Consider the following 11,601-nt stretch of genomic DNA (forward strand, 5'->3'; position numbering starts at 1 on the left):
ATGCCCGACGCACCCACTGCAAGGATGCAGCCATGCGCGTGCTGATCGCCCCGGACAAGTTCGCCGGCACCCTCACCGCGGTCCAGGCCGCGGAGGCGGTCGCCGCCGGCTGGCGCCGGCACGCGCCGGACGACGAGCTCGACCTCGCTCCCATGGCCGACGGCGGCCCCGGTTTCGTCGACGTCCTGCACGCCGCCCTCGGCGGATCCCTCGACGCCGTGACGGTCAGCGGGCCGCACGGCGACCCGGTGCCCGCGGTGGTGCTGCGGGTGGGCACGACGGCTTACGTCGAGAGCGCACAGGCCGCCGGCCTGCACCTGTCCTCGGGTCCGGTCGAGACCGCCTCGAGCGCGGGGGTGGGTGAGCTGGTGCTGGCCGCGGTGGCCGGTGGCGCGACGACCGTCGTGGTCGGTCTGGGTGGGACCGGCACCAACGACGGCGGCGCGGGTGTCCTGGCCGCCCTCGGCGCGCACGCCGACGGCGTGCTCGACGGCGGGGCAGCCCCGCTGGGGACCGTGACGACGGTGGACCTGTCCGCGGCACGCTCCAGGCTCGACGGAGTCACGCTCGTCGCCGCCAGCGACGTGGACAACCCCCTGACCGGGCTCTTCGGGGCCACCAAGACCTTCGGGCCGCAGAAGGGCGTCGCCGAGGACCGGATCGCCGAGGTGGACGGGTGGCTCGAGGCCTTCGCCGCCGCCACCGACCGGCGTACGTCGCTGGAGAAGGGCGCCGGCGCCGCGGGCGGCATCGGCTACGCCCTCCTCGTCCTCGGCGCGTCCCGGGAGCCGGGCATCGGCCTGGTCGCGTCCGCGGTGTCCCTGGCCGACCGGGCCCGCGCGTCCGACCTGGTCGTGACCGGCGAGGGCGCCTTCGACTTCTCCAGCCGCGCCGGCAAGGTGCCCTACGGCGTGGCCGCCGTCGCCTCGGAGGCCCTCCGTCCCTGCATCGCCCTCGCCGGCCAGGTGCTCGTCGGCTCGCGCGAGATGCGCGCCCTCGGCATCGAGTCTGCGTACTCCCTCGTCGACCTCGTGGGGGAGGAGCGCGCGTTCAGCGCACCCGCCGACGCCCTCGCCGACCTCGCCGCCCGGGTCGCGCGCACCTGGTCGCGCTGACGCAGTCCAGCCCCGGCAGGGTGGCGGCAGATCGCGAGCCGGCGCCGTCCCCGGGCGCAAGGTGCCGCCACCATCCCTCCGCCACCCCTGACGGGCCGACCCCGGGCCCGCAGCTGTCCACAGCAAGGACCTCGAGATCGTTGTCCACAGGCTCGGTCGCGGTCCTGTGACGGCCGGAGGGGGTGCCATGACCCTCGAGGCATGGAAGAGCTGGAAGCGGTGCGTGGGCATCGACGCGGAGCGACGTGGGCGCGCGTGACGTACGGCGTGCACAAGCAGGCGGCGGGTGCCTCGCAGTCGGCGGAGCATCCGCCGGCCTGGGCTGAGGACGACCTGTCCGGGTGGCAGCTCCTGATGACCGACGTCGGCTGCTTCACCGGGCTCACGGCCCTCGAGGTCCACGGGGTTCCCCTGCCTCCGTTGCCCGAGGAATGCCCTGTCTTCGTCGCGTTGGCCAAGGACGACCCGCGGCCCATGCGCAGCGGCGTGCACACGAGCCGCCACATCCGACCAGTGGAGCACGTCGTCGTGCGTGGCCTGCGTGTCGCGACGGTCCCTGAGGCGCTCACGGCGGCGGCGCGGTGGCTCGGCGTCGTCGACATCGTCGCGCTGATCGACGCGGCAATCTTCCTCGAGCTGGTCTCGCTGGAGGAGCTGGAGGTGATCGCGAGGACCCGACGACCGGGTGGCCGGCGGCTGCGAGCGGCGCTGCCTCTGGTGGACGGTCGCGCCCAGTCCCTGTGGGAGTCGCTGCTCCGGCTGCTGCACGTCGTGTGCGGCATCGAGGTGGAGCCACAGTGGGAGCTGGTGGATGCCGACGGAGTGCTGGTGGCTCAGGCCGATCTATGGGTCGTCGGGACGACTGCTCTTCATGAGTTCGACGGGGACGAGCACGAGAAGGCGCCGCGCAGGGTCGGTGACCGGCGACGGGACCGCCGGGTCGATCGAGAGGGATTCGTGCGCCGCGGGTACACCGGGGGAGACGTCATCCATCGGGCGGTGACGATCCTGGAGGATGCCGACCGGTCGCTGGGGAGGGACCACGACCCCACTCGCATACGGGGATGGCACCGGCTTCTCCGTGACTCGCTGTTCACCCCCGCAGGGAGGCTCGCCCTTCTCAAGCGGATCCCCGTGGCGCCACCCCGGCGGCGTACCGCCTGAAGGTGGCGGCAGATCGCCCTTGTTCGCCTTGGCAGCGTGTGATCCGCCGCCACCTCGCGGGATGGCGTACGGACGGTGGCGGCAGACGGGCCACCGCTGGCCCGAACACGTGCAACCTGCCGCCACCCTCCACGGTCGGGCACCACTGTCGCCCACGACCTCGGGGAATAACCCTCGGTGTGCGACCATTGAGGCAAGCAGTACCCGAGACTTCTGGAGTGATGAGATGACCGAGCAGGTCGAGACCACTGAGCGCCGCACCGATCAGATCAACCTTTCCGCCGTCGCCGCCAGCAAGATCAACAGCCTCCTCGAGCAGGAGGGTCGCGACGACCTGGCCCTGCGGATCTCCGTGCAGCCCGGTGGCTGCTCGGGCCTCCGCTACCAGCTCTTCTTCGACGAGCGCACCCTCGACGGCGACGTGACCACCGACTTCGACGGCGTGACCGTGGTCGTCGACCGGATGAGCGTCCCCTACCTCAACGGTGCCGAGATCGACTTCGTCGACACCATCGAGAAGCAGGGCTTCACGATCGACAACCCCAACGCCACCGGCTCCTGCGCCTGCGGCGACTCGTTCCACTGATCTGAGACCTCACGAAGGCCCCCGCCATTGGCGGGGGCCTTCGTCGTACGTCGGTGGCTCTGGCTGCTTCTCCGGCCGCTGACCGGGGCTTCGCAAGCTCAGCCCCACGCGTCACCTCAGTCCAGGTGCAGGTGGAGCGCGTTGGCGATGCGGGCCGCGGCGTCGGAGACCCGGATCTCGCGCTTGGCGACCTCGGCCGGGTAGTCGTCGAAGTGCAGGCTCGGCGCGGGGGCGACAGCGGCCTGCGCGGCGCGCTCGAGGCGGCTCTGCAGACCGAGGTTGCGGCTGGTCTCCCGGCCGTCGGCGGCCATCTCGGCGGGGGTGCCCAGCTCGTCGCTGAAGAGGGGCGCGGGGCGTCGGGACGTCGTCATGGGGTCGACGGTATTGGCTACTGATGCGTATCCCGAGCCGTACCGCGGGGTAGTGTCCGCGGCGTGTCCCTCCTCGTAGCCGGATCGATCGCGACCGACCACCTGATGTCCTTCCCGGGGAAGTTCGCCGACAGCCTGGTGGTCGACCAGCTCGACAAGCTCTCGGTCTCGTTCCTCGTCGAGGACCTCGAGGTACGACGGGGTGGCTGCGCGGCCAACATCTGCTTCGGGCTCGGCAACCTGGGCCTGCGCCCGGTGCTGGTCGGGGCGGTCGGCGAGGACTTCGCCGAGTACCGCGCGTGGCTCGAACGGCACAACGTCGACTGCGACTCGGTGCACGTCTCCGAGACCCGCCACACCGCCCGCTTCGTGTGCACCAACGACACCGCCCACGCGCAGATCGCCAGCTTCTACGCCGGCGCGATGAGCGAGTCCCGCGAGATCGAGCTCAAGCCGATCGTCGACCGCGTGGGCGAGCCCGACTACGTCATCATCGGCCCCGACGACCCGCAGGGGATGCTCCGTCACACCGAGGAGTGCCGCCAGCGCGGCTACCGGTTCCTGGCCGACCCCTCCCAGCAGCTCGCCTTCGGCGACGGCGACCTGATCCGTCCGCTCATCGACGGCGCCGAGATCCTGTTCTCCAACGAGTACGAGGCCAGCCTGATCACCCAGAAGACCGGCTGGAGCGCCGCGGAGGTGCTCGACCGCGTCGGCACCTGGGTCGTCACGCTCGGCCCGGCCGGCGTCCGGATCGACCGGAAGGGCGAGGAGTCGGTCGTCGTGCCGGCCGTCCCGGAGATCGAGAAGGTCGAGCCGACCGGGGTCGGCGACGCGTTCCGGGCCGGCTTCATGGCCGCCCTCAGCTGGGGCCTAGGCCACGAGCGCGCCGCCCAGCTCGGCTGCCTGCTCGCGGTCTACGTCGTCGAGCAGGTCGGAACGCAGGAGTACGAGATCTCCCGCACCGCCTTCCTCGAGCGCTGCGCGGCGACCTACGGCGACGAAGCCTCGGCCGACTTCGAGCCGCACCTGCGCACGATCCGTCCCTGAGGGCCTAGGCCCCTCGACCCTCAGGTGAGGCGTCGTACGACGTAGCGCGGTGCACCGTCGTCGGCGGCGTCCGCGCCGACGTAGTCCTGCGCCTTCATCCGGCACCAGGCAGGTACGTCGACCGCAGCCGCGGGGTCGTGGGCAACCACCGCCAGCAGCTCGCCGACCTCCACGTCGCCGAGGTGGCGCGCGAGCTCGATGACCGGCATCGGGCACGGCACCTCTCGGCAGTCGAGCTCGAGGGCGACGTGGAGGCGTCCACCGGGAGGGGGCGTCACAGGCCGACCCGCGACCGGATCTCGGCGACGACACCGGGCAGCGCGTCGCAGAAGGCGTCGACGTCGGCGCGGTTGGTCTCGCGCTGGAGCGAGAGCCGGACGTTGCCGTGCGTCAGCACGCCCATCGCCTCCAGCACGTGGCTCGGGGTCAGGGTCGACGCGGTGCACGCCGAGCCGCTCGCGATGCCGAAGCCGCGCCGGTCGAGCTCGGTCACCAGGGCCTCGCCGTCGACGTAGAGGCAGGAGAACGTCACCAGGTGGGGGAGACGGCTGTCGGGGTCGCCGACGACCTCCACGTCGGGCACCTCCGCGGCCACCCGGCGGCGTACGACGTCAACGAGCTCGTGCTGGCGCGCGTTGACCTCGTCGCGCTCGGCCACCACCGCCTGCAGCGCGGCCGCCGCAGCGAGGACCGCGGGGACGTTCTCGAAGCCGGTCGACCGCTCGTCGGCGCGGTCGTCGGCGGGGAAGGGGTTGCGCCACCGTGCCCGTTTGCGGACGAGCAGCACGCCGACGCCCGCCGGGCCACCCCACTTGTGGGCCGACCCCGCGGCCGCCGCCCAGCCGTCGAGCAGGGGCAGTCGACCCATCGACGCGCACGCGTCGGTGAAGAGCGGGACGTCGTCGGGCAGGTCGAGCCCGCCGACCGGCTGGAGGGTGCCCACCTCGTGGTTGGCGGTCTGGAGGGCGACGACGCCGACGCCGGGGGAGCGGGCGTCCTCGACGAGGCCGTCCCGGTCGACGACCCCCGACCGGTCGACGCGCACTTCCCGGTCGCCGTCGGCCCCCCACGCCACCGCGTGGCGCACGGCCGAGTGCTCGACGGCCGAGTGCACGACCGCGCTCCCGCGCCGTGAGCCCCGCAGCAGCCCGAGCAGCCCCAGGTGGACGGCGTGGGTGCCGCTGGGGGTGAAGGTGACCTCGTCGGGCCGCACGCCCAGCGCGCCTGCCGTGGCCTCACGCGCGTTGTCGAGCAGCAGCCGTGCGTCGCGGCCGGTGCGGTGCAGCCGGCGCGGGTCGGCGTACCCCCGGTCGAGGGCGGCCAGGAGCACCTCGCGTGCCGCCGGGTGCAGCGGCGCCGAGGACGCGCTGTCGAGGTCGACGGACCGGGCCGGAGGGGCAGTCACACGGGCAACTTATGCCACGCGCAGCCGCCTGCGCGCGGGCGGACGGACCGTGACCTGCGCAGATCGGCCGACACCCGACCCTGCCCCGCACGACGCGGTCAGATGGGGATACTCTCTGTGTGTCGTGAAGGACCGAGAGAGAGGCTCGTCAGTGGGTCTGCAAGTCCCCAACCTTTCAGGCGCGCCCCTGAAGCGCACCCTGAGGGTCGCGCTCCTGGGCGTGACGATGCTGGTGCTGGCCGGATGTTCCGAGGCCGACACGCACCAGATCCGCAACCTGGCCATGCCCGACCGGGCCACCGCCGAGGGTCCCTACACCTACGAGCTCTGGAAGTGGGCCTGGGTCGCCGCCATGGTGACCGGCGTCATCGTCTGGGGCCTCATCCTCTACGCCGTGGTGAAGTTCCGTCGTCGGAGCGACGACGAGGTGCCGCGGCAGACGCGCTACAACCTGCCGCTCGAGGTCTTCTACACGATCGCCCCGGTCCTCATGTGCGTCGTGTTCTTCTTCCACACCGTGCGGGTCCAGGACGAGGTGCTCAACCTCGACGCCAACCCCGACATGACCGTCGAGGTGCTCGGCCAGCAGTGGTCGTGGACGTTCAACTACGGCGTCGGCGAGCAGAACCCGTCCGCCACGGCCGAGGACGGCGACTTCGCCTACGGCTCCTACGTGTACACGTCCGGCACCGGCGCCGACATCCCGACGCTCGTGCTGCCGGTCGACCAGACCATCCAGTTCAACCTCCACTCTCCTGACGTCATCCACGACTTCGGCGTCCCGTCGTTCCTCGTGAAGATGGACGTCATCCCCGGCCGGGTCAACAGGCTCCAGGTCACCCCGACCGTCGAGGGCACCTACGCCGGCAAGTGCTACGAGCTCTGCGGTGTCTCCCACTCGCGGATGCTCTTCAACGTCGAGGTCGTCGGCCAGGAGGAGTACGACGCGTACCTCCTCGAGCTGGCCGACGCCGGCAACACCGCCGAGCAGCCCGTGCTCGGTGGCGACTTCGTCCGGGAACAGGCGGGTCTCGACGACGACTCGGAAGGACACAGCCAGTGAGCGCTGCAACCACAGCCACCCCGCACGCCGCGGCACCTCCGCCGGAGCGCAAGAAGCCGCTCGGTGAGCAGGCGGTGCGCCTGCTGACGACGACCGATCACAAGCTGATCGGCAAGATGTACCTGATCACCTCGTTCGGGTGGTTCCTCGTCGCCGGCCTGATGGCCATGCTGATCCGTTCCGAGCTCGCCTACCCGGGCCAGCAGATCGTCAACGACCAGCTCTACAACCAGCTGTTCACGATGCACGGCACGATCATGCTGCTGCTGTTCGCGACGCCGCTGTTCTTCGGCTTCGCCAACGTGATCATGCCGCTGCAGATCGGTGCGCCCGACGTGGCGTTCCCGCGCCTCAACATGTTCAGCTACTGGCTGTTCCTGTTCGGTGGCCTCATCGCCGCGTCCGGCTTCCTCACGCCCTCGGGCGCCGCCGACTTCGGCTGGTTCGCCTACACGCCGCTCTCCGACGCCGTACGCAGTCCGGGCGTGGGTGGCGACCTCTGGATCATGGGCCTCTGGATGGCCGGTCTCGGCTCGATCCTCGGTGGCGTCAACTTCATCACCACCATCATCTGCATGCGCGCGCCCGGCATGACGATGTTCCGGATGCCGATCTTCGTGTGGAACACGCTGATCACCAGCATGCTCGTGATCATGGTGTTCCCGATCCTCGCGGGGGCGCTGCTCTCGCTGGAGGCCGACCGGATCCTCGGCGCCCACGTGTTCGACCCGTCGCACGGCGGTCCGATCCTGTGGCAGCACCTGTTCTGGTTCTTCGGCCACCCGGAGGTCTACATCATCGCGTTGCCGTTCTTCGGCATCGTGTCGGAGATCCTCCCGGTCTTCAGCCGCAAGCCGATCTTCGGCTATGTCGGCCTGGTCGCCGCGACCCTCGGCATCGCGATGCTGTCGGTGGCGGTGTGGGCGCACCACATGTTCGTCACCGGCGCCGTGGACCTGCCGTTCTTCTCCGGCATGACCTTCCTGATCGCGGTCCCGACAGGAGTGAAGTTCTTCAACTGGATCGGCACGATGTGGGGGGGATCTCTGTCCTTCGACACCCCGATGCTGTGGTCGATCGGCTTCCTGGTGACCTTCCTCTTCGGTGGCCTCACCGGCGTCATCCTGGCCAGCCCGCCGCTGGACTTCCACGTGTCCGACTCCTACTTCGTGGTGGCGCACTTCCACTACGTCGTCTTCGGCACGGTGGTGTTCGCCATGTTCGCCGGCTTCTACTTCTGGTGGCCCAAGATGACCGGCCGGATGCTCGACGAGCGTCTCGGCAAGCTGCACTTCTGGATCCTGTTCGTCGGCTTCCACACCACGTTCCTGGTCCAGCACTGGTTGGGTGTCGAGGGCATGCCGCGTCGCTACGCCGACTACCTCCCGCAGGACGGCTTCACGACGCTCAACCAGATCTCCACGGTGGGCTCGTTCCTGCTGGCCGCCTCGACGCTGCCCTTCCTGCTCAACGTCTACCTCTCGGCCAAGGCGCCGAAGGTGGTGGTGGACGACCCGTGGGGCTGGGGCCGCTCGCTCGAGTGGGCGACCAGCTGCCCGCCGCCGCGCCACAACTTCCACACGCTGCCGCGCATCCGTTCCGAGTCGCCCGCCTTCGACCTGCACCACCCGGAGATCGCGCTGCTCGAGCTGGCCGACAACGACGCCGAGCGCGACGGCCAGGTGGCTGACGCGCCCGAGGTGCACGGCCGCGAGGAGATGTTGCGCGACCGCGCCGACCTTCCGGTCGACGGCACCCACGAGGAGAGGGACCGATGAAGGCCGAGGCATGGATCTTCGGGATCACCACCGTGTTCGTGGCGGTGGTGGCTCCCGGCTACTGGTTCCTCTCCGGGGACTGGACCGGCACGTCCGCGCTGGTGATGACCGCCCTCCTCACCGCGATGATCACCCTCTACCTCGGGTTCCACGCCTCGCGCATGGACCCGCGGCCTGAGGACCGCAAGGAGGGCGAGATCGCTGACGGGGCCGGAGAGCTGGGCTTCTTCCCGCCCTACTCCTGGTGGCCGCTGTGGTGCGCCCTCGCCCTCGGTGTCATGGTCTACGGCGTCGCGATGTCGGCCTGGTGGCTGGTCATCATCGGCTTCACCACCGGTGCCGTCGTCACGTGTGGCTTCGTCTTCGAGTACTACCGGGGCGAGCACGCCCACTGAGCCGCGCCCCTGAGTGGGAATTCTGGAAGAGCCCGTCCGCGACGTACGCTGGACGGGTTCTTCTGTTCCACCGCCCCGCCCGTCCGGGGCGGGCTCTCCATGGGGGTCACGTCGCATGCGCACTCGCGCGCTCAGGTCCACGCGTCCCGCGCACCGTCGTACGGCGGCCGCGGCGGCGCTGCTGATGCTCTCCGCCGGCCTCGCCGCGTGCAGCAGCAGCCCCACGTCCGATGACGGCTCCCCGGCCGCTCCCGGCGACACCCCGGGTGCCTCGGAGGCCGCCCAGGTCGACCCCGTCCGGTTGACCACCAGCTTCGCCGACCCCGGGTCGGTGCCGATCGACGCGCCGGTGACCGTGTCGGCCGACGGCGGCGACCTGTCCGACGTACGCGTCACGTCCGCGGCCGGACCGGTCCAGGGCCGCGTCGAGGGCGGCACGTGGACCTCCACGTCCCTGCTCGAGCCGGGCACCGACTACCGGATCTCCGCCTCGGCGACCCGCTCCGACGGCGAGGCGGTCGAGCGCACCCGTGCATTCCACACCATCGACCTGACCCTCGACCAGCAGACCTACCCCTCGATCGCCCCGCTCGATGGCGAGACCGTCGGCGTCGGCATGCCCGTCGTGGTCACGTTCGACATCCCGGTCACCGACCGGGCGATGTTCGAGAAGCACATGAACGTCACCAGCACCCCCGCCCAGAAGGGCTCGTGGTACTGGCTGAGTGACAGCGAGGCGCACTTCCGCCCCGCCCGCTACTGGAAGGCCGGCACCGACGTCTCGGTCGACCTCGACCTCAACAGCCTGCCCGCCGGCAACGGCATCTACGGCCAGGAGGACCGTCAACTGTCCTTCCACGTCGGCGACGCCCATGTCTACAAGGTCAACGCCCAGACCCACCAGATGCAGGTCTTCAGCAACGGCGAGCTGCTCCGCACGCTGCCGATCACCACCGGCAAGCCGGGCTTCACCACCCGCTCCGGGGTCAAGGTGATCATGGAGAAGTTCGAGACCCGCCGGATGAACTCCGAGACGGTCGGCATCAACCGCAACAGCCCCGAGGCCTACGACATCGACGACGTGCGCTGGGCGATGCGGGTCACCTACTCGGGCGAGTTCATCCACGCCGCACCGTGGTCGGTCGGCTCCCAGGGCTACGCCAACGTCTCCCACGGCTGCACGGGCATGTCGACCGCCGACGCCGGCTGGCTCTACGCCATGACCCGGCGTGGCGACGTCGTGGAGTACACCGGCACCGACCGTCCGATGACGCTCGAGAACGGCTACGGCGACTGGAACCTCGCTCCGGCCGCCTGGAAGCAGGGCTCCGCGCTCAGCTGACGCCACCTCTCCGCCGTCGCCCCTACGGCACCGGAAATGGACGGTGCAAGCCGTTTCCGGGTGCGTACGGTCCTGGGTCGGCCCGCAATGTGCGGGACCCTCCCAGAGAAGGAAGGACGATGGAGAACCTGACCCCGACGCTCATCAGCTGGGCGTCGATCCTCGAGGACAACACGCGCGCGCAGGCGGAGCGGACGGCCACGATGCCGTTCATCCACCCGCACGTCGCGCTGATGCCTGACGCACACCTCGGCCTGGGTGCCACCGTCGGGTCGGTCATCCCGACCCTCGGTGCGATCATCCCCGCCGCCGTCGGCGTGGACATCGGCTGCGGCATGATCGCCGTGCGGACCCAGTACGCCACCGGCGACCTGCCCAGCGACCGCAAGCCGGTGCGCCAGGCGATCGAGCGGGCCGTCCCGCTCAACGCCGGTGCCGCGAACCGCACGGTCAGCCGCGAGCACACCGAGCAGCGGCTCGAGCAGCTGCGGGCCCTGGCGGCCGAGGCTGGTTTCGACCCGGCGTCGTACGCCAAGCGGTGGGACCTGCAGCTGGGCACCCTCGGGTCGGGCAACCACTTCATCGAGGTCACCGCCGACGAGACCGGGGGAGTGTGGCTGTTCCTGCACTCGGGATCGCGAGGGGTCGGCAACCGGATCGCGCAGAAGCACATCGCGGTCGCCCGCGAGCTCTGCGCCGGCGAGTACCTGCCCGACCGTGACCTGGCCCACCTCACCGAGGGCACGGAGCAGTTCGATGCCTACATCCGCGAGATGCGGTGGGCGCAGACCTACGCGCTGCTCAACCGTGAGGAGATGATGGACCGGGTCGTGCGCCAGTTCGGCGAGTGGGTGGACGGTGACGTGGAGCGGGTGGAGGAGATCAACTGCCACCACAACTACACCGAGCCCGAGCACCACTACGGCCGCGACGTGTGGCTGTCCCGCAAGGGCGCGATCAACGCCGAGGCGGGCCGGCCCGGCCTGATCCCGGGGTCGATGGGTACGGCGTCCTACGTCGTCGTCGGGAAGGGCGACCCGGCATCGCTCTGCTCCGCACCCCACGGGGCCGGCCGGGAGTACTCCCGGACCCGGGCGCGGAAGACCTTCACCGGCGACGACCTGCGGGCGGCGATGGCGGGGATCGAGTACCGCGACACCGACGCGTTCATCGACGAGATCCCGGCGGCCTACAAGGACATCGACCGGGTGATGGCCGACGCGGCCGACCTGGTGGAGGTGCGCCACGTGCTGCGGCAGCTGGTCAACGTCAAGGGAGACTGAGCCACGGGCGCGGCCGCCGGCTGAGCCACCGCGGACGAGCAGAGGGCCC

At 70.6% G+C, this 11,601-nt stretch carries 12 protein-coding genes; 9 read left to right on the forward strand and 3 right to left on the reverse strand.

The features are described 5' to 3' along the window. Window positions 1-32 precede the first annotated feature (32 nt). From ACXJKB_RS03070 to erpA, 3 genes are all read left to right on the forward strand, one after another. Window positions 33-1,115 carry a glycerate kinase family protein gene (locus ACXJKB_RS03070; RefSeq protein WP_457185304.1) on the forward strand — a complete coding sequence of 361 codons (1,083 nt, stop codon included), beginning with the start codon at window positions 33-35 and terminating at the stop codon, window positions 1,113-1,115. 201 nt (window positions 1,116-1,316) lie between these two features. Further along, window positions 1,317-2,279 carry a hypothetical protein gene (locus tag ACXJKB_RS03075; protein ID WP_457185305.1) on the forward strand — a complete coding sequence of 321 codons (963 nt, stop codon included), beginning with the start codon at window positions 1,317-1,319 and terminating at the stop codon, window positions 2,277-2,279. A 226-nt stretch (window positions 2,280-2,505) separates the two neighbouring features. Further along, on the forward strand, window positions 2,506-2,865 hold the full coding sequence (gene erpA / locus ACXJKB_RS03080; RefSeq protein ID WP_191196820.1) for an iron-sulfur cluster insertion protein ErpA: 360 nt from the start codon (window positions 2,506-2,508) through the stop codon (window positions 2,863-2,865). A 116-nt stretch (window positions 2,866-2,981) separates the two neighbouring features. Here the strand turns inward: erpA and ACXJKB_RS03085 are convergent, their stop codons facing one another. Continuing rightward, window positions 2,982-3,236 (reverse strand): hypothetical protein, encoded by a 255-nt coding sequence (locus ACXJKB_RS03085; protein ID WP_457185307.1) that lies wholly within the window; start codon window positions 3,234-3,236, stop codon window positions 2,982-2,984. A 63-nt stretch (window positions 3,237-3,299) separates the two neighbouring features. Here ACXJKB_RS03085 and ACXJKB_RS03090 point away from each other — a divergent pair, with 63 nt between their 5' ends. Beyond that, a complete protein-coding gene (locus tag ACXJKB_RS03090) occupies window positions 3,300-4,286 on the forward strand; it encodes a carbohydrate kinase family protein (protein WP_457185309.1) in 987 nt (328 codons plus the stop codon). A gap of 20 nt (window positions 4,287-4,306) precedes the next feature. Here the strand turns inward: ACXJKB_RS03090 and ACXJKB_RS03095 are convergent, their stop codons facing one another. Together ACXJKB_RS03095 and ACXJKB_RS03100 are read right to left on the reverse strand one after the other, a co-directional pair. Continuing rightward, on the reverse strand, window positions 4,307-4,564 hold the full coding sequence (locus ACXJKB_RS03095) for a sulfurtransferase TusA family protein (protein ID WP_457185311.1): 258 nt from the start codon (window positions 4,562-4,564) through the stop codon (window positions 4,307-4,309). After that, window positions 4,561-5,691 carry a cysteine desulfurase family protein gene (locus ACXJKB_RS03100; protein WP_457185313.1) on the reverse strand — a complete coding sequence of 377 codons (1,131 nt, stop codon included), beginning with the start codon at window positions 5,689-5,691 and terminating at the stop codon, window positions 4,561-4,563. Before ACXJKB_RS03100 ends, ACXJKB_RS03095 begins: the two co-directional genes overlap by 4 nt. A 151-nt stretch (window positions 5,692-5,842) precedes the next feature. Between ACXJKB_RS03100 and ctaC the strand changes: the two genes are divergently transcribed. The 5 genes from ctaC to ACXJKB_RS03125 all read left to right on the forward strand — a co-directional run bounded on the left by ctaC (window position 5,843) and on the right by ACXJKB_RS03125 (window position 11,552). Beyond that, window positions 5,843-6,754, forward strand: a complete 912-nt coding sequence (gene ctaC / locus ACXJKB_RS03105; RefSeq protein ID WP_457185315.1) for an aa3-type cytochrome oxidase subunit II — start codon at window positions 5,843-5,845, stop codon at window positions 6,752-6,754. Then, window positions 6,751-8,532 carry an aa3-type cytochrome oxidase subunit I gene (gene ctaD, locus ACXJKB_RS03110; protein ID WP_457185317.1) on the forward strand — a complete coding sequence of 594 codons (1,782 nt, stop codon included), beginning with the start codon at window positions 6,751-6,753 and terminating at the stop codon, window positions 8,530-8,532. The genes ctaC and ctaD overlap by 4 nt, the downstream gene beginning before the upstream one ends. Then, on the forward strand, window positions 8,529-8,927 hold the full coding sequence (locus tag ACXJKB_RS03115; RefSeq protein WP_457185319.1) for a cytochrome c oxidase subunit 4: 399 nt from the start codon (window positions 8,529-8,531) through the stop codon (window positions 8,925-8,927). Before ctaD ends, ACXJKB_RS03115 begins: the two co-directional genes overlap by 4 nt. A 115-nt stretch (window positions 8,928-9,042) precedes the next feature. After that, window positions 9,043-10,269: an Ig-like domain-containing protein gene (locus ACXJKB_RS03120; protein ID WP_457185321.1), complete on the forward strand. Its 1,227-nt coding sequence runs from the start codon at window positions 9,043-9,045 to the stop codon at window positions 10,267-10,269. Between the two features lie 119 nt (window positions 10,270-10,388). Beyond that, window positions 10,389-11,552: an RtcB family protein gene (locus ACXJKB_RS03125; protein ID WP_457185323.1), complete on the forward strand. Its 1,164-nt coding sequence runs from the start codon at window positions 10,389-10,391 to the stop codon at window positions 11,550-11,552. Window positions 11,553-11,601: the final 49 nt, after the last annotated feature.

Source organism: Nocardioides sp. P5_E3 (assembly GCF_054049275.1).

Coding starts and splice junctions, on each gene's coding strand:
- ACXJKB_RS03070 (WP_457185304.1), top strand. CDS start 33: ATGCGCGTGCTGATCGCCCCGGACAAGTTCGCCGGCACCCTCACCGCG.
- ACXJKB_RS03120 (WP_457185321.1), top strand. CDS start 9,043: ATGCGCACTCGCGCGCTCAGGTCCACGCGTCCCGCGCACCGTCGTACG.
- ACXJKB_RS03085 (WP_457185307.1), bottom strand. CDS start 3,236: ATGACGACGTCCCGACGCCCCGCGCCCCTCTTCAGCGACGAGCTGGGC.
- ACXJKB_RS03075 (WP_457185305.1), top strand. CDS start 1,317: ATGGAAGAGCTGGAAGCGGTGCGTGGGCATCGACGCGGAGCGACGTGG.
- ACXJKB_RS03125 (WP_457185323.1), top strand. CDS start 10,389: ATGGAGAACCTGACCCCGACGCTCATCAGCTGGGCGTCGATCCTCGAG.
- ACXJKB_RS03115 (WP_457185319.1), top strand. CDS start 8,529: ATGAAGGCCGAGGCATGGATCTTCGGGATCACCACCGTGTTCGTGGCG.
- erpA (WP_191196820.1), top strand. CDS start 2,506: ATGACCGAGCAGGTCGAGACCACTGAGCGCCGCACCGATCAGATCAAC.